We start from the raw sequence: 16,365 nt of genomic DNA on the forward strand, positions 1-16,365 counted from the left end.
AACGCAGTCGGCCATTTCACGAAAACGGGGACAACCGCGCCGCGGCCATGAAGGGGCGGCGAGCCGTGTCCGCTCGCCGGGGATCGCATCATGACGATCCTGCCTCCCACGGTTCTTGCGGGCGACTGTCGCGACCTCATGCCGGCGCATGGACCGTTCGACATGATCCTCGCCGACCCGCCCTATGGCGACACATCGCTCGCCTGGGATCGGCGCGTCGACGGCTGGCTGCCGCTCGCGCGCGCCGCCCTGAAGCCGTCCGGCTCGCTCTGGGTGTTCGGCTCGCTGCGCTCCTTCATGACCACGGCGAGGGCCTTCGCCGACGCCGGCCTGACTTACGCGCAGGAGATCGTCTGGGAGAAACAGAACGGCTCCTCCTTCCACGCCGACCGCTTCCGCAGGGTGCATGAGCTGGCCGTGCAGTTCCGGCGCGGCGACGTGCCGTGGAGCGCCGTCTACAACGACGTGCAGACGACGCCGGACGCCACGGCCCGCACCGTGCGGCGCAAGAAACGCCCGCCCCATACCGGCCGGATCGACGCCGGCCATTATGTCAGCGAGGACGGCGGCCCGCGTCTGATGCGCTCGGTGATCTTCGTTCGGAACGCGCATGGTCACGCCATCCACCCGACCCAAAAACCCGTCTTCCTCCTCGAAATCTTTATCCGCACGAGCTGCCCGCCGGGCGGACTGGTCGGCGACTGGTTCGCGGGTTCCGGCGCCGCCGGCGAAGCATGCCGGCTGACCGGCCGCCGCTATCTCGGCTGCGAGATCGACGCCGACATGGCCGAGCGCGCGCGGGCGCGCATCGCATCCGTGCTGCCCTTCACGGAAGGGGCACGGCCATGACGGCGGGCATCCGCAGCGCCGGCCTGCCGGCCGACCGCACGGTGGTAGAGTTGACCTGGCGCGAGAAGCACGTCGAGCACTGGCTGCGCTTCGGCCGCGCCGCCGAGGACCAGCGCCTCGACCGTCATCGCCGCGTTGTCGTCTTCGCGCCAGGTAGCATTTTCGCCTTCGTCCGCTGGGCCGGCAACGAGCACGGCACGATCATCTCGCGCATCGACATCGTCCGCGCGGTCGCCTCCGGCGAGCCGTTCCAGACGCTGCCCTTCGTACGCCCTGGCGGTGAGATCCTGCTGCGTATCACCGGCTGGCCGAAGGTCGAGGGGGTGCTGAAGGTGATCGACGCGATCGAGGCGCTCGGCATCGACCCGGCCGATGTCGCGCCCGACCACTGGCGTCACGTCCACAACCGCATCAGCGTCAACGAGCCGTTCCGCGCCTACGGCCGAGAGCAGCATCGCGCCTGGCTGCGCCGCCGCGAGGTGATGCCATGATCGCGCGCCGCGTGACGCTCATCACGATGCTCGCCGGCGCCGCGCTTATCGCGGCCCCGGCATGGCATCGGCCCGACATTCGATTCATCTGGAACGCATCCGCCAGCGTGCCGGTCGGCCTCTACCGCATTGTGCCGGCCAACAGGCTCGACGTCACCGATCTCGCCGTCGTCATGCCGCCCGATGAGCTGGCCGGCTTCCTCGCCGAACGGGGCTACCTGCCGCGCGGCCTGCCGCTCATCAAGCGCGTGCTGGCGCTCGGCGGAACCGAAGTCTGCCGGCACGGCGGCGCCATCCTTGCCTACGGCACGACCTATGGCGAGGCGCGCGACCGCGACACGCGCGGCCGCCCGCTGCCGGTCTGGCAGGGCTGCCGGCGGCTGCGCGACGGCGAAGCCTTCTTCATGAACTGGGACAGCCCCGACAGCTTCGACAGCCGCTATTTCGGGCCGCTCCCCCTCGCAACCGTCATCGGTCGGGCGGTCCCCGTCTGGACGGCCGACCATCCCGATCCGGCCGTGGATCCTTCCGCGAGCCGGTCTCCGACGAGCCATGACGGCTCGTCTCTCAACCCCGCGAAAGGAACATCGCATGGCCCAGATCGGCACCTTCACCCGCAACGATGACGGCTTCTTCGGCCGCGTCCGCACGCTCGCGCTCGATGTCGAAGTCGCCATCCTCCCGGCCGAGGCATCGGACGCCGAAAACGCACCGGACCATCGCGTCTTCCTCGACGGGCTGGAGGTCGGCGCGGCCTGGGACCGCACCGGCGACAAGGTTGGCAGCTATCTGTCCCTGACCATCGACGATCCGTCCTTCCATGAGCCGATCCGCGCCCGGCTGTTCGAGTCCGACACCAAGAAGGATACATGGAACCTGCACTGGACGCGCAGGAAGAAGAACGACGGCGAGGCATGACCCGTCATGCGCTGCCATCGTCTTCGCGATCCCGCAGGCTCACTTCCCTTGATCGGTCGAACGCCGGTCACTCCCCTCGACCCGATCGCCTGTCGGGCGGCCGTCGCGCGCAGCGAAGGTCAAGGGCGGCGGCCTGTTTTCCGGGGAGCGGACACGTCGCCCGACGATGCCCGTCCGGAAAATGCCGGCCGGCGGCGAAGCCTTGCCCTTGGCCGCAGTGAGCACGATGGCAGGCTGACGGCGCATCGGGACAGCGGTGCCAGCGCTGCCGTCCCATCGCTCCTGGCGATGCTGGCCGCATGCGGAATGATCGTGATGACGGCTCCAGCCTCGGCCGAGCCGTCGCCCGACGAACCTGTCGCGCAGGCCGTCTCGGCCGCCTCACGGTCCGATCCGTGGGCTGCGTGCATCGCCGGAGCCGCCCGACGTTTTGCCATTCCTGAGCGATGGATACGCGCGGTGATGGCGGTCGAGAGCCTCAGTGATCCGACCGCTCTCTCGTCCAAGGGCGCGATCGGTCTCATGCAGGTCATGCCCGCCACATGGGACGAACTGCGCACAAAGCATGGCCTCGGCGCGGACCCCTGGCATCCGTGCGACAACATCATCGCCGGCACAGCCTATCTCCGCGAGATGCACGACCGCTACGACTCGATCGACGCGATGCTGGCCGCCTACAATGCCGGTCCCGGCCGCTATGACGAGCATCTCGCGGCCGGCCGCGCGCTTCCGGCCGAGACCGTCGATTACGTCGCGAAGATCGCGCCAATGATCGACGGCAAGGCCCCGATCAAGCGCTTCGCTCGCTCCTCCTTGTCGCCGTCATGGCCCCGCGCACCGCTCTTCGTCGCGCGCTCCACCGACCGCGATCACGGCGATACGGACGACTCCCTCCCTCCTTCCGGCCGACCTTCCGACGCACCGACGATCGTCGATCTGTCGGCGCTCGCGCCGCCATCCGACGGCCTGTTCGTGGAGCGGCCGGCAAGGGAAGGAGATCGGCGTTGACCATCGTGTTTCATCGCTTCGCGTGGTGCGCAATCGCAGGGATTGCGGTGCGCTGCGGGGCAGCGGCACAACCGGCCGAAGGAGGGCGGGATAAAAAGCGGCACATCGCCGCTCGGTTGGGTGGTTGTTTCGCTTGCGATTTTCGTGATTTCGCGCACATCGCGGATAAGCACTACGATGTGTGCTCCTTGACTTTATCGAGCGATTTCAGCCGAAGCCGCACATCGCGGCGGACAAGGCCATGAGCCGGGACGACGATTTCCGCGTCCGGCCGGGCCGCATCCGCTCCTCAAAGGCGCAGCGGGCGAAGCCCTTCGTCGCCCAGGCGCTCGCCGCCGCGCAGAGGGCCGGTGGCCGCGTCTCGCGATCCGGCAAGATCACCTCCGGCAACGGCTCGCGCTTCGGCCGCGGCCGCGTGGCGAGCGTGCGCGCCAACCGCCTCGTCAGCAGCCGCTCGCGCGGCGCCGTCATCAAGACCCGCGTGGTCCGGCACGCGCGCTCCGCGCCGCTCACCGCCCACCTCAACTATCTGCGCCGCGATGGCGTAACCCGCGACGGCGAGCGGGCGAAGATGTTCGGTCCCGAGACCGACGATGCTGACGTGAAGGATTTCGCTGAACGCTGCGAAGACGACCGGCACCACTTCCGCTTCATCGTCTCGCCGGACGACGCGACCGAGATGTCCGACCTGAAAACCTTCACCCGCGATATCATGGCGCAGATGGAAAAGGATCTCGGCACCAGGCTCGATTGGGTCGCCGTCGATCACTGGAACACTGAGCATCCCCATGTCCATGTCATCCTGCGCGGCCGCGCCGATGACGGCAACGACCTCGTGATCGCCCGCGACTATATAAAGGAGGGCATGCGCAACCGCGCTCAGGATCTCATCACCCAGGAACTCGGCCCGCGTACCGACCTCGACATCCGCCGCTCGCTGGCCGCCCAAGTCGCGGCCGAACGCTGGACCCAGCTCGATCGCCAGCTTGTCCACGATGCCGGCCGCTACGGCATCATCGACGTCGCTCCCTCGCCGGACAGGCAGCCCGACGAGTATGTCACGTTGAAGGTGGGCCGGCTGCGCCATCTCGAACGGCTCGGTCTGGCCGAGACCATCGGCCCCGGCCAATGGATCATGGCCGAGGAAGCCGAATCCACCCTCCGCGAGCTGGGCGAGCGCGGCGACATCATCAAGCGCATGCACCGGGCGCTGACCGAACGCGGCATAGATCGCGGCTTGACCGATTACGTGATCGCCGGCGAGGCGGATGCCGAGCCGATCATCGGCCGGTTGGTCGAGCGCGGCCTCGACGACGAGTTGCGCGGCACCGCCTATGCTGTGGTAGATGATATCGACGGCCGCACCCGTCACATCCGCTTCCATGACCTCGACGCGGCTGGCGACAGCGCGCCTGGCTCGATCGTCGAGCTGCGCCGCTACGAGGATAGCAGCGGCCGGACCCGCACTGCGCTTGCCGTCCGTGCCGACCTCTCCATCGAGGCCCAGACCACGGCGACCGGCTCTACCTGGATCGACCGCCAACTCGTCTCCCGTGATCCCCTCGACACTGGCGGCGGCTTTGGCCTGGAGGTGAAGCAGGCGATGGAGGCTCGCGCCGATCATCTCGTCGTCGAGGGTCTCGCTAGGCGCGAGGGCCAACGCATCGTCTTCGCCCGCAACGTCCTCGCCACGCTGCGCGAGCGCGAGCTGGATGCGCTCGGCCAGAAGCTCGCGGCCGAGACCGGCGCGACATTCCAGAAGGCGGCGGACGGCGAATATGTCGCCGGCACCTATCGGCAGCGCTTCACGCTCGCCTCTGGCCGCTTCGCCATGATCGACGACGGGCTCGGCTTCAAGCTGGTGCCCTGGACGCCATCCGTCGAGAAACACATCGGTCAGCACATCTCCGGCGTCGCCCGCGCCAATGGCGGCGTTGACTGGTCCTTCGGGCGCAAGCGGGGATTGGGCCTATGAACCGAGGCTGTTATATCTCAGAGAACACGGCTATCGCCCGATCACGGCTCTACTGGCGATGGCAGCTTCGCACATTGGCGCTGACGAAATGTCGATGACCTAGTTGGCCCAAAACCGGCCGTTAAAATGCCGTGCAGCAGCACTCTACGATTCGCCAGGATCGATGTTAGCGTGTCGGCCATACCGCGTGCATGTCGTCGATGACATAGGCATGGGCATGGCGACGGCCGTGGCCCGCCTCGGTCAGATGGGGATGGTTGGGCGGCAGGTCGGCATGGACATGCTCGATCACTGCTGGATCGTCGACCGGCCAGGCTGCTAGCGCGAGCGCAGCGGCGACCGCCGCCGAGACGGCGAGGATGATCGCCGTCACCGGCAGGCCGAGTGACGCGCCCGCCCAGCCGGCGAGCGGATAGGCTATGAGCCAGCAGGCATGGGAGAGCGCGAACTGCGCTGCGAACAGCGCCGGGCGATCCTCGGGATTGGCCGACCGCCGCAGGAGACGGCCGGAAGGCGTCTGCGCCGCCGAATAGCCGAGTCCGAGCGCGAACCAGAGCGGCAACAACCAGCCGTAACCGGGCAGTGCCGCAGCGGTAAGCGTTGCCGCCGCCAGTAAGCAAGCGCCTGCAAGCATCGCTGTACGATCGGGCATCTTTTCCAACAGCTTCGGTAGCGCGAGGGCCGAGACCATCGACCCGCCGCCGAAGGCCGCGAGCGCCAGGGCTGTGCTTTGCTGGTCGAGCCCGAAAACGGCCTGCACATATACCACCGTATTGACGATCACCAGCGCGCCAGCCGATGCGACCGCGAGGTTGATCGCGAGCAGCCCGCGCAGGCGCGGTGTCGCCAGATAGATGCGGATACCGCGGGTCGTGCGGTCGTAGATGCCGCGTGGCTGGGTGGGCTTCGGGCTCGGCAGCACGATCGATGCCACCAGCGCCGCCGAGATCAGGAAGCCGATCACCGTTCCGGCGAACAGGTTGTGGAACGAGATGAAGGCGAGCAGCGCCGCCGCCAGCATCGGGCTCGCAACGCTTTCCAGATCATAGGCAAGCCGCGAGAGCGACAGCGCGCGCGTATATTCCTTTTCGTCCGGCAGGATATCGGGGATCGTCGCCTGGAAGGTTGGAGTGAGAGCTGCCGAAGCCGATTGCAACACGAAGATCAGAACATAGACCTGCCAGATCTCGGTGACGAAGGGCAGAAGTACCGCAATGGCAGCGCGCCCGAGATCGAGCGCGACCAACATGGCGCGACGCGGCACCCGCTCGGCGAAGGCCGACGCGATTGGGGCCACCGTGACATAGGCGATCATCTTGATGGCGAGCGCCGTTCCCAGCACGGCTCCGGCGTTTTCGCCGGCCAGCTCAAACGCGAGCAGGCCAAGGGCGACCGTGGCAAGACCGGTCCCGATAAGCGCAATGACTTGGGCGAGAAAGAGATGGCGGTAGGTGCGGTTTTCGAGGATCGCCAGCATCACAGATACTTTGTGATCTCTTTGAACTCGTCGATCGACCTGCGCCGGTCGCGGGCAAGTGGCCCGACTACCTCTTCGAGGCAATGATCGAGGTGATCCTGAATCAGCGTCTTCTTGGCTTGAGCGATGGCTTTCTCGACGGCATGAAGCTGCTGGGCGATATCGAGGCAGGACCGGCCAGCCTCGATCATTTCGATGACCCCTTTCAGATGGCCATCAGCGCGCTTCAGGCGCTTGACGATCTGGGGATGAGTTTCGTGGAGGTGTGGTGCCTGTTCCATCGCAATATGCTATCCCCCTGTAGGGGATATGCCAAGAGGCTGCAGAAGCCACATGTGCCGACTGACAAGGAATTGTTTAGATTTTGGTGAGAAACGGTTAATCATGTCGGACCGCGTCAACAGAGCCATCCTGTGTATGGTCGTCGCCTTCGCGACGGCGTTCGGCTCGCTGTTGCCACATGCCAAACAGTCGCCCTCGCACGACCCGTTCGCCCTTGCAGCCGCTGAGGCCGAACGACACGCCCAACTCGAAGCGGAGTTCGCCGAGCATGGGCATAGCCATGACGATGGGATGGAACACGAGCGGGCGGCAGGCCACTTGCACGGGCACAATCCCGCCGATCATTCCCACGAGACGCCGACCACGCCGCCGGACGACGTTCCGGTCGTGCCGGCGCTTGTCCGGGCCATCGTGCCGACGCCGCCTGATGCGGCGCATCTCGGTGCGAGCTACCGACTCGAACGTCCGCCGAGACCGATCGTCATCGCCTGATCGCGGCCGCGCACGCGGCCACAGTCAACGACGACGATTGGAGTTTCCATGCAACGACCTTCTTACGAGGGTCCGCCACGCCGTGTGCGTGGGCGGATCGCCCTCATCATGCTCGCCATCCTTTTCGGACCGGCGCTGTTCGCCAGCCCTACCTTCGCGCACGCCGTCGCCGAGGGCGACAAGGGCTACATTCAGGAGATCACCGGGGTTCACCTGATCCCCTTCATCTATCTCGGGGCCAAGCACATGGTGACAGGATACGACCACATCCTTTTCCTGCTCGGCGTGATCTTCTTCCTCTACCGGCCGAAGCACATCGCCACCTATGTCAGCCTGTTCGCCATCGGCCACTCCGTGACCATGCTGGCCGGCGTCTATTTCAACATCGGCATCAACAACTACATCATCGACGCCATCATCGGCCTCTCGGTCGTCTACAAGGCGCTCGACAATATGGGGGCCTACCAGCGCTGGTTCGGCTTCCAGCCGAACACCAAGGCCGCGACGCTGATCTTCGGCTTCTTCCACGGCTTCGGTCTCTCAACCAAGATCATCGAATACGACATCTCGCCCGACGGGCTGGTGCCGAACCTGCTCGCCTTCAATGTCGGCGTCGAGATCGGCCAGCTTCTGGCGCTGTCCGCGATCCTGATCGTCATCAGCTACCGGCGCTGGAAACCGAGCTTTTGGAAACACGCCTACACCATGAACGTCGCGATGATGGTCGCCGGCTTCGTGCTCACCGGCTACCAGATCGCCGGCTTTTTCTTCGCCCCGGCCGCCTGAAAGGACTGACCATGTACAACACCGACCTACCACGCCGGGCGGACCTGCCGACCTCGTCGCAGCTTAAGCGCTCAACCTGGGTCGCCAGCGTGGCGGCCGCCGGCCTTCTGGCCTTCGTCGTTTTGCCCTCCGAATACGGCGTCGATCCGACCGGGGTTGGCGGCTTCCTCGGCCTGACGCAGATGGGCGAAATCAAGCTACAACTCTCTGAGGAAGCTGCACAGGACGCAGCGAACATAGCCTCCAGCGCCAATGCCGACTTGGTCTCCCGGCTTAACCGGATTGAGGCGATACTCGAAGGCCTTGCCGCAGGCGCGCCTGCACCGATCGCCGACCCGTTTGCCGGCGTGATCCAGGGACGACCCACCGAAGAACGCTTCGCCACGCCGGACGTGCAAGAGCAGACCACCGCCCCGGCATCCGAATGGCGAGATGAAGTCTCATTCACGCTCACCCCGGGCCAAGGAGCCGAGATCAAGTTGGTGATGGCGGAAGGTGCACGCGCGCAGTTCCATTGGACAGCGAACGGCGCGGTCGTGAACTACGAAACGCATGGCGACGGCGGGGGCGACTCCGTCTCCTACGAACAGGGACGCGGCGTTCCTGAACAGAAAGGTGAACTGGAGGCTGCATTCACCGGCAACCACGGCTGGTTTTGGCGCAACCGCACCGATGCCGATGTGACCGTGACCCTGCGGACCCATGGAGCCTATAGCGACATCAAGCGAATATCGTAGTGATTAACGCTCCGTAGCCGATCACGAGCTTCATGATCGGCTACGGCTCCACGATTTGTCGTTTGACCAGTACCCAGGTCGCCGCACGGCGCCTGTATTTTCCGCGACCACTTCGCTCCTGTTCGAGCCACCGACCGCCCGCCATTGAAACCCGTGTAAACTTGTCCTTCTTCGCTCTCTTGAATCAACGCCAGGGAGAGCCGCCGCCTTGTCCGCCAGCCGCGTCATGTGGGGACAGATCGTCGTCGTGTTCTCGATCGTGCTCGTCGCGATCTGGGGCGCGACGCAATGGACCGCATGGCGGCTCGGCTTTCAGGCGCAGCTCGGCCAGCCCTGGTTCGAGATGGCCGGCCTGCCACTGTATCCGCCGCCCGCCTTCTTCTGGTGGTGGTATTTCTATGACGCCTATGCCCCGAGCATCTTCTACGAGGGCGCCGGCATCGCCGCATCCGGCGGGCTGATCGCGATCGCGGCCGCTATCCTCATGTCGATCTACCGTGCGCGCGAGGCGAAGGACGTCCGCACCTTCGGCTCTGCCCGTTGGGCCGAGCGCAAGGAGATCGCGGCTGCCGGCCTGCTCGGCGACGATGGCGTTATGCTCGGCAAGCTCGACCGCGATTATCTCCGCCATGACGGCGCCGAGCATGTGCTGTGCTTCGCGCCTACACGCTCCGGCAAAGGTGTCGGCTTGGTCGTGCCGACCCTGCTCACCTGGCCGGGCTCGGCGATTGTCCACGACATCAAGGGCGAGAATTGGAATCTGACCGCCGGCCTGCGTGCCCGCTTCGGCAGGGTGCTGCTGTTCGATCCGACCAACGCGCAGTCCGCCGCCTACAATCCGCTGCTCGAAGTCCGCAAGGGCGAGTGGGAAGTCCGCGACGTGCAGAACGTCGCGGACGTGCTGGTCGATCCCGAGGGATCGCTTGAGAAAAGGAACCACTGGGAGAAGACATCTCACTCGTTGCTGGTCGGCGCGATCCTCCATGTCCTCTATGCCGAGAAGGATAAGACACTCGCCGGAGTCGCCGGTTTCCTGTCCGATCCGCGTCGACCGATCGAGTCGACGCTTGCCGCCATGATGACAACGCCGCATCTGGGCGAGAAGGGTCCGCATCCTGTTATCGCCAGTGCGGCCCGCGAGCTGCTCAACAAGTCCGACAACGAGCGATCCGGCGTGCTCTCCACGGCGATGAGCTTCCTCGGCCTCTATCGCGATCCGGTCGTCGCCGCCGTCACTGCCCGCTGCGACTGGCGCATCGCCGACATCGTGTCCGGCGAGCAGCCGACCGCGCTCTACCTCGTGGTGCCGCCTTCCGACATATCCCGCACCAAACCGCTTGTGCGCCTTGTGCTCAACCAGATCGGCCGCCGGCTCACTGAGGAACTGCACGCGGAGGGCCGCCGCCATCGCCTGCTCCTGATGCTGGACGAGTTCCCTGCGCTCGGCCGTCTCGACTTCTTTGAATCGGCGCTCGCCTTCATGGCCGGCTACGGCATCAAGGCGTTCCTGATCGCGCAGTCGCTCAACCAGATCGAGAAGGCATACGGCGCCAACAACTCGATCCTCGACAACTGCCATGTGAGAGTCAGCTTCGCCACCAACGATGAGCGCACCGCCAAGCGCGTGTCGGATGCGCTCGGTACCGCCACCGAGATGCGCGCCATGCAGAACTATGCCGGCCATCGCCTCGCCCCCTGGCTCGGCCACCTCATGATCTCCCGCTCCGAGACCGCGCGGTCGCTGCTCACGGCCGGCGAGGTGATGCAACTCCCGCCCGACGACGAGATCGTGATGGTCGCGGGCATCCCTCCCATCCGGGCGAAGAAGGCCCGCTACTTCGAGGACGCCCGCCTCACGGAGCGCCTTCATCCCGTTCCCGCCAACCCGAAAGCCGGCCTCGTGCCGCAGCCTGACGACTGGTCCGCGCTGAAGCCGGTCGCAGCCGCGGTTCCGCCTCAGGGCAATGCGGCTTCCGCAAACGGTCCTGCTCCGACGCCCGCTGCGAACGCCGCAGCGACTCCGCCCCCCACCGCCAGGCAGGACGACGACCCCGCCAATGCCGGCCTGCGCCGCGAGCCGGGACTGGAGCCGCACAAGGACATCGCCCCTGATCTGCCAAAGCCGCCCGCCAACGAGTTCGATCCCGACCCCGATGAGCCCGACAGCGAAGCCGCCACCAACCGGGCGCTCGTCCGAAACATGCGGCTCGTCGCGCGCCAGGTCTCGATGGACCCCGGCGACAACATGGATCTGTGAGCGATGCCCGGCGCTGACGACAGGCTGGAACGGCCGGACAGGAAGAAGCGCCTGTCCGTCTATCTCGACCCGGACCTCATGCGGCTGCTGGCCGATTTCGCCGATCGCCGCGAGCAGTCTCGCTCTATCATCGCCGAGGCCGCCATCGCCTCGTTCCTGTCACCCGATGCCGACGAGCGTAAGGAGGCAGCCATCAGCAAGCGTCTCGACCGGATCGACCGCAACATCCAGCGGCTTGAACGCGACATCGGCATCGCCAACGAAGCCTTCGCCATCTTCATGCGCGCATGGCTCACCTCCACCGCGCCGCTGCCGGAGACGGCCCAAGCCACCCGCGCCAAGGGTGGCGAGCGCTACGACAAATTCCTCGAGGCGCTCGGAAAACGGCTCGCACAAGGCCCAAGATTGCGCCAAGAGGTTCCGGACGATGTGGTGCACAATGTTCAAAGAGAGTGACCTTGAAGAGGTAAAGTACATCGTGGTGAATGACGCAGCTTTATCCTACTTCAAACCTGCTATCCCCTATTAGGCTATGACGTTTGGGCTGCTCAAAGGCGATGCGGAACAATATGCAGACGGGATTGCGAACCGATGTAACCGCAGATGATCCAAACCTATCGCATAGTCGTCGCCCTGGTTTGTTCCCCTTACTCCAAAAGCAACCATGACAAAGGCAGGATGATCGCGAGCAAGATCGGCTGGTGAATCAGATAGATTAAAAGGCTCTTTTTGCCCATCCACGCGATCCCTCCTGCAAGATTGCCAGGATGTTCTTCCTGCGCTAGACGCGCTTTGCTAGGCCAAGCGGAGAACCATTTCATAGCTGCCATTCCAAGCAGCGTTAGGCCGATCCAAGGGAAAACCGGAACGAAGTCGTTGCTAGGCGGCGGCTGCGCAGCGAAGCCGATCCAAGCCAGCCACCGGGTGTCGAATGTCGGGGATTCCAGCACAAGCGGCAGTGCCAGAACCAGACTGCCAAAGGCCAGACAGGCCGATGCTGTGGTCCCAAGAAACAAGGCGCCGACGAGTGTCGCAACTGCGATGGCGTGGAGAATCCCGAAATAGACAAAGTTGGTCGGAAACGCGAGGCGAGTGACTGCCGTAATCGCAGCCGCAGCCAAGATGATCTTTCCAAGACGCCGGGAAAATGAACCCCAATGGATGTTGCCACGGTGCGACAGGGCGAGACTCATCCCTACGAGCACCATGAATGTCCCGGCGAGGCTGCGGCCAAACATCAGCCATGCGGGGTGTCTCGCGACGCCGTCAATAAAGCCGGCAAATTCGAGATCCCAAACAACGTGGAACAATACGACACCGCCGATTGCGATACCGCGGATGATGTCTATTGCGAGAACGCGCTGGAATTCAGCCAATCCGAGGTCCCTTAACCAAACTGGCAATCTACAAGCTCACCTCGCTTGAGGTTCAAGCCCAACGCGAACGATAACCTGAGGCACGCGCTAGTACCCCTCCAATTCCCCGATTTTGCTCGGTTGTGCAACCAATCCAGGCTGCGTCATCGTGATCTGAAGATGTTTCATCCGGTTGGCGGAATGACACACCCGAGCGGGGAGATGCTGCCGGAAGGCCGTTTGCGGCGTCAGATTATTGGTTGTCGAACAGTACGGCCCCTGTGCATTATTGGGACATAGATTCACGGTAGGAACCTGCTGGACGGTACCAACGCGGTCGGGCAACAAGCGACGCCATCCGGGACGTCCCTGAGGCAGGTCATTGCTTCTGAAACCAGACGCTGCAGGTGGCCGACGTCACCGCGACCTATCATACCGGCACGTCGCGACCGGAGCAGAATTTCGCGCATGCGGCGACAACTGCGGAAGCATCTTCACCAGCGCCCATCACGAGGGCTGAAGCACGATTTCGCTGCCACGGACGTCCTAGATGAAAAAGGCCCGGTACGGGAGAAAGGCCGCCTTCTTGCAGAATGCTTCCGTTGGAACGGGTACTGCCTGGAATCTGGAGCCATGCGCTATCGTCTCGATATCCGATGCACCAGATGACGGAATCGATCACCCGTTTCGATCCATCGGCAAAGAATGCGAGGCGGTCTTGTGAAGAGACTAAGCGTTTCGCGACGGCTACGCCCCTTCGTTCCAAGTCGTCAAGGCTCCGATCCCTGTCAGGAAAGGGGTCCGCGCGCCGCATCACGCGTCCTATCGTCGATTCGGGCCTTGCTCTCATCAAGCCCAATGTGTGTGAACCGGCGTGCAATTTTGGCTCTGACTCAATTTTGATGGAGTTTAGGAGCCGACTGGCAAAGGTACAGCCGGAGAATCATTACGATGGGTCACTTCTTCCGCCCCTCAGCGCTGGTGCCGCAGGGATTTGTTGCCGACAGCGTCGAGAACAGCGATGCGATCATTCGTATTGCGATCCGCTCGAAGTCCTCCGTTAGTTGCTGCCCGGCCTGTGGTCGGATTTCGGGCCGCGTGCACAGCCGCTACCCGAGGCGGCTTGCCGACCTCCCGCTGTCGGGGAAGTCCGTGCAACTGATCCTGATGGCGAGGCGGTTCAACTGCGACGCTGTTCTTTGCGGCCGACGCATCTTCACCGAGCGCTACGGGGAAGGCGTTCTCGCACCTTGGGCACGACGGACGGCGCGCCTCGATCACCTCGTTCATCATCTGGGCATAGCGTTGGGAGGACGGCCGGCGGCAAGCTTCGCGCGTCGTCTGATGGTCCCGGTGAGCAACGACACGCTGCTGCGGTCGGTGCGACGACGCGGGAGCCCCCGGTTCGCGCCTCCGGCTGTCATCGGGATTGACGACTGGGCTTGGCGACGCAACCAGCGATACGGGACGATCATCTGCGACCTCGAACGCCGAAAGACTATTGCTCTCCTGCCCGATCGAGAGCCGGCGACTGCCGAGGCATGGCTTCAGTCGCAGCAGCAGATCAGCATCATCGCCCGAGACCGCGGAGGCGGCTATGCGCTGGCTGCTGCAAAGGCATTGCCAAGCGCGGTGCAGGTCGCCGACCGCTGGCATCTCATGGAGAATGCCAGCCGTGCCTTCCTCGACGCTGTAAGGAAGTCGATGCGCCAGATCCGCGAGGTCCTGGGTGCCACCAGAATTGATCCCGACCTGCTGACTGCTGCAGAACGCCTGCAATATGAGGGTTATGCGCGCCGGGAAGAAGCCAACGCTGCCATCCTCCGCCTTGCCAGTGAGGGCGTTGCCATCAAGGAGATCGTCCGCCGAACCGGACATAGCCGTGGCGTTGTCCGCAGGGTGCTGCGTGGTCAGCGTTCGGATATCTTCCGCAGCCGCGAAAGCTCTCTCGAGATCTATCTGCCGTGGCTCGATGCCCAGTGGGCGGCGGGCGAACGCAATGGCGCGGCGCTATGGCGAAGGCTGAAAGGCCAAGGCTTCAGGGGAAGCTTGCGCGTCGTCACCGAGTGGGCCACCCGTCGCCGCCGGGCTGATAAGGTCAGTGCCGATGCGCTTCGCCGCGCGCCCTCGGCCAGGACCATCGCGCGCCTGATGACGGCGGCGCGCGACAACCTATCCAAGTCCGAGACGATCACAGTCGCGACCATCGAAGAGAACGTGCCGCTCCTGGTCGAAGCCCGGGACGTGGTTGGCAGGTTCCAGACCATGGTGCGCAAGAAGACCTTGGCCGATCTCGAGCCGTGGCTTGAGCATGCACGCTCCAGTCTTGTCGCGTCGTTCGCCGCCGGGGTGCTGAAGGATCGCGAAGCCGTAAGTGCTGCCGTCCGCCTGCCGTGGTCGAATGGCCAGACGGAGGGCCAGATTACCAAGCTCAAGCTCGTCAAGCGTCAGATGTATGGCCGCGGGAAGATCGACCTACTGCAGGCGCGAGTGATCGGCGCACAGTGAACCGCGGCACCACCAAAACTGCGTCAGAGCCAATGTTGGACGCCGATCCGGGGTCAACTTTGCGCGCCGATTGACACAATGTGTGCAGCCACCACCATGTACTCTGGCCCAGAATGCGCTCGGGAAACAGACGGCGGCTGCGTCCAGCCGCAAGCACCACTTCATGGGTCAAAGCCAGCTCGGCTGCGATGTCGCGTCCGCTTGCTCCATCTCCGACAATAAGGACCATGCCAAGCGGGAGATCACTGGGATTGTGATAACTTTCCGGTGTTAGTTGCTTGACTGCGCTGTCGAAGCCGGCAGCAATCGTTGGGATTATCGGTTTCTGAAACGCACCCGTCGCGACGATCACTGCCTTCGCTACTATGTACCTGCCATCGTCGAGTTGCGCGGCGAACCGCTCATCGGCCCGGCGTTCGAGCCGAGCCACACCATTTCCGGAATGCACCGGTAGGTCGAAATGGCTGGCGTAGGTTTCGAGATAATTCGCAAACTCGTCTCGCGTTGGATAGCCTTCTGGGTCCCCATCGAGCGCAAGACCAGGCAGCGAACTAAATGCGCGCGGAGTGAACAGGGTCAGGGAATCGTAGCGATGGCGCCAACTGTCGCCGACGCGGGCATGGCGATCGACGATTTGGAATGAAAGCTCTGGTCGGGCAAGATAATAGCCGGCTGCGAGTCCCGCTTGACCCGCGCCGATCACTAGAACGTCTATTTCCTCCGAACCATGGCTCACGGATAGCTGGCGAGGGCTTCTGTTCATGCAGCCTTTGCTTTGCCTTTTACCAGAATGCTCTCCATCAGCAAAAGCCCTACCCCACAGACAATCGCCACGTCGGCAAGATTGAAGGCGGGCCAATGATAGCTGCCGATGTAAAAATCCAGGAAATCCGTCACGGCACCCTGCCGGAGCCGGTCGAGCAGATTGCCGAGCGCCCCCCCAACCACGAGCCCGAGGGCGGATGCCGTCAGGCGGCTGTCGCTTCGATGGATCCAGATAAGGAGGCCGGCGACTATAGCGAGCGGGAACGCCATCAGGAGCCAAACCGGCGCCTGGCCGAACAATCCGAAGCTCACGCCGGTGTTAAAGCCGAGCACGAGATTAAAGAAGCCGGTGACGGGAATGACCTGAGGTGGATTCATAACATGGTCCATGACCCACCACTTCGTCGCCTGATCAATGAAAAACCCGCCAAGGGCGAGTGGAAGGCCGAGCCTGAGCATGTCCGA

17 protein-coding genes are annotated in these 16,365 nt (G+C 64.1%); 12 read left to right on the forward strand and 5 right to left on the reverse strand.

What is annotated here, in order from left to right; all coding sequences use genetic code 11:
* The first annotated feature begins 90 nt into the window (after positions 1-90).
* The 6 genes from EJC49_RS09780 to EJC49_RS09805 all read left to right on the forward strand — a co-directional run bounded on the left by EJC49_RS09780 (position 91) and on the right by EJC49_RS09805 (position 5,241).
* A complete protein-coding gene (locus EJC49_RS09780) occupies positions 91-849 on the forward strand; it encodes a DNA-methyltransferase (RefSeq protein WP_126699743.1) in 759 nt (252 codons plus the stop codon).
* Complete coding sequence (locus EJC49_RS09785) at positions 846-1,340, forward strand: DUF2840 domain-containing protein (protein WP_126699745.1); 495 nt, start codon at positions 846-848, stop codon at positions 1,338-1,340. Before EJC49_RS09780 ends, EJC49_RS09785 begins: the two co-directional genes overlap by 4 nt.
* Positions 1,337-1,966 carry a S26 family signal peptidase gene (locus EJC49_RS09790; RefSeq protein WP_425358805.1) on the forward strand — a complete coding sequence of 210 codons (630 nt, stop codon included), beginning with the start codon at positions 1,337-1,339 and terminating at the stop codon, positions 1,964-1,966. Before EJC49_RS09785 ends, EJC49_RS09790 begins: the two co-directional genes overlap by 4 nt.
* Complete coding sequence (locus tag EJC49_RS09795; RefSeq protein ID WP_126699747.1) at positions 1,932-2,258, forward strand: DUF736 domain-containing protein; 327 nt, start codon at positions 1,932-1,934, stop codon at positions 2,256-2,258. Before EJC49_RS09790 ends, EJC49_RS09795 begins: the two co-directional genes overlap by 35 nt.
* Before the next feature lie 315 nt (positions 2,259-2,573).
* A complete protein-coding gene (locus EJC49_RS09800) occupies positions 2,574-3,266 on the forward strand; it encodes a lytic transglycosylase domain-containing protein (protein WP_245453338.1) in 693 nt (230 codons plus the stop codon).
* Positions 3,267-3,507: 241 nt separating this feature from the next.
* Positions 3,508-5,241: a relaxase/mobilization nuclease domain-containing protein gene (locus EJC49_RS09805; protein WP_126699751.1), complete on the forward strand. Its 1,734-nt coding sequence runs from the start codon at positions 3,508-3,510 to the stop codon at positions 5,239-5,241.
* A 166-nt stretch (positions 5,242-5,407) separates the two neighbouring features.
* Here the strand turns inward: EJC49_RS09805 and EJC49_RS09810 are convergent, their stop codons facing one another.
* Together EJC49_RS09810 and EJC49_RS09815 are read right to left on the reverse strand one after the other, a co-directional pair.
* Positions 5,408-6,718: an MFS transporter gene (locus tag EJC49_RS09810; protein WP_126699753.1), complete on the reverse strand. Its 1,311-nt coding sequence runs from the start codon at positions 6,716-6,718 to the stop codon at positions 5,408-5,410.
* On the reverse strand, positions 6,718-6,999 hold the full coding sequence (locus EJC49_RS09815; RefSeq protein ID WP_126699755.1) for a metal-sensing transcriptional repressor: 282 nt from the start codon (positions 6,997-6,999) through the stop codon (positions 6,718-6,720). Before EJC49_RS09815 ends, EJC49_RS09810 begins: the two co-directional genes overlap by 1 nt.
* Positions 7,000-7,102: 103 nt before the next feature.
* Between EJC49_RS09815 and EJC49_RS09820 the strand changes: the two genes are divergently transcribed.
* From EJC49_RS09820 to EJC49_RS09840, 5 genes are all read left to right on the forward strand, one after another.
* Complete coding sequence (locus EJC49_RS09820; protein ID WP_126699757.1) at positions 7,103-7,492, forward strand: hypothetical protein; 390 nt, start codon at positions 7,103-7,105, stop codon at positions 7,490-7,492.
* Positions 7,493-7,600: 108 nt separating this feature from the next.
* Positions 7,601-8,278, forward strand: coding sequence for a HupE/UreJ family protein (locus tag EJC49_RS09825; protein WP_245453339.1), 678 nt, complete (start codon positions 7,601-7,603; stop codon positions 8,276-8,278).
* A gap of 11 nt (positions 8,279-8,289) precedes the next feature.
* Positions 8,290-9,015, forward strand: coding sequence for a hypothetical protein (locus EJC49_RS09830; protein WP_126699760.1), 726 nt, complete (start codon positions 8,290-8,292; stop codon positions 9,013-9,015).
* A 208-nt stretch (positions 9,016-9,223) separates the two neighbouring features.
* A complete protein-coding gene (locus tag EJC49_RS09835) occupies positions 9,224-11,272 on the forward strand; it encodes a conjugal transfer protein TraG (protein WP_126699761.1) in 2,049 nt (682 codons plus the stop codon).
* Positions 11,273-11,275: 3 nt separating this feature from the next.
* The gene (locus EJC49_RS09840; protein ID WP_126699762.1) at positions 11,276-11,728 is read left to right on the forward strand and encodes a ribbon-helix-helix protein, CopG family; all 453 of its coding nucleotides are present in this window, start codon (positions 11,276-11,278) and stop codon (positions 11,726-11,728) included.
* A 191-nt stretch (positions 11,729-11,919) separates the two neighbouring features.
* Here the strand turns inward: EJC49_RS09840 and EJC49_RS09845 are convergent, their stop codons facing one another.
* Positions 11,920-12,648: a heparan-alpha-glucosaminide N-acetyltransferase gene (locus EJC49_RS09845; protein ID WP_126699763.1), complete on the reverse strand. Its 729-nt coding sequence runs from the start codon at positions 12,646-12,648 to the stop codon at positions 11,920-11,922.
* 930 nt (positions 12,649-13,578) lie between these two features.
* On the opposite strand from EJC49_RS09845, the gene EJC49_RS09850 reads away from it, so the two are divergent.
* Entirely contained in the window at positions 13,579-15,135 is a 1,557-nt protein-coding gene (locus EJC49_RS09850) for an ISL3 family transposase (RefSeq protein WP_126699764.1), read from the forward strand.
* Here EJC49_RS09850 and EJC49_RS09855 read toward each other — a convergent pair.
* Positions 15,068-15,898 carry an NAD(P)-binding domain-containing protein gene (locus EJC49_RS09855; protein ID WP_126699765.1) on the reverse strand — a complete coding sequence of 277 codons (831 nt, stop codon included), beginning with the start codon at positions 15,896-15,898 and terminating at the stop codon, positions 15,068-15,070. The genes EJC49_RS09850 and EJC49_RS09855 overlap by 68 nt on opposite strands.
* Positions 15,895-16,359 (reverse strand): signal peptidase II, encoded by a 465-nt coding sequence (gene lspA / locus EJC49_RS09860; protein ID WP_009452631.1) that lies wholly within the window; start codon positions 16,357-16,359, stop codon positions 15,895-15,897. The genes EJC49_RS09855 and lspA overlap by 4 nt, the downstream gene beginning before the upstream one ends.
* Between the last annotated feature and the right edge of the window lie 6 nt (positions 16,360-16,365).

The organism is Aquibium carbonis, assembly GCF_003970795.1.
In the GTDB taxonomy this organism is placed as follows: Bacteria; Pseudomonadota; Alphaproteobacteria; order Rhizobiales; family Rhizobiaceae; genus Aquibium; species Aquibium carbonis.

Coding starts and splice junctions, on each gene's coding strand:
- EJC49_RS09780 (WP_126699743.1), top strand. CDS start 91: ATGACGATCCTGCCTCCCACGGTTCTTGCGGGCGACTGTCGCGACCTC.
- EJC49_RS09785 (WP_126699745.1), top strand. CDS start 846: ATGACGGCGGGCATCCGCAGCGCCGGCCTGCCGGCCGACCGCACGGTG.
- EJC49_RS09790 (WP_425358805.1), top strand. CDS start 1,337: ATGATCGCGCGCCGCGTGACGCTCATCACGATGCTCGCCGGCGCCGCG.
- EJC49_RS09795 (WP_126699747.1), top strand. CDS start 1,932: ATGGCCCAGATCGGCACCTTCACCCGCAACGATGACGGCTTCTTCGGC.
- EJC49_RS09800 (WP_245453338.1), top strand. CDS start 2,574: ATGACGGCTCCAGCCTCGGCCGAGCCGTCGCCCGACGAACCTGTCGCG.
- EJC49_RS09805 (WP_126699751.1), top strand. CDS start 3,508: ATGAGCCGGGACGACGATTTCCGCGTCCGGCCGGGCCGCATCCGCTCC.
- EJC49_RS09810 (WP_126699753.1), bottom strand. CDS start 6,718: ATGCTGGCGATCCTCGAAAACCGCACCTACCGCCATCTCTTTCTCGCC.
- EJC49_RS09815 (WP_126699755.1), bottom strand. CDS start 6,999: ATGGAACAGGCACCACACCTCCACGAAACTCATCCCCAGATCGTCAAG.
- EJC49_RS09820 (WP_126699757.1), top strand. CDS start 7,103: ATGTCGGACCGCGTCAACAGAGCCATCCTGTGTATGGTCGTCGCCTTC.
- EJC49_RS09825 (WP_245453339.1), top strand. CDS start 7,601: ATGCTCGCCATCCTTTTCGGACCGGCGCTGTTCGCCAGCCCTACCTTC.
- EJC49_RS09830 (WP_126699760.1), top strand. CDS start 8,290: ATGTACAACACCGACCTACCACGCCGGGCGGACCTGCCGACCTCGTCG.
- EJC49_RS09840 (WP_126699762.1), top strand. CDS start 11,276: ATGCCCGGCGCTGACGACAGGCTGGAACGGCCGGACAGGAAGAAGCGC.
- EJC49_RS09850 (WP_126699764.1), top strand. CDS start 13,579: ATGGGTCACTTCTTCCGCCCCTCAGCGCTGGTGCCGCAGGGATTTGTT.
- EJC49_RS09855 (WP_126699765.1), bottom strand. CDS start 15,898: ATGAACAGAAGCCCTCGCCAGCTATCCGTGAGCCATGGTTCGGAGGAA.
- lspA (WP_009452631.1), bottom strand. CDS start 16,359: ATGCTCAGGCTCGGCCTTCCACTCGCCCTTGGCGGGTTTTTCATTGAT.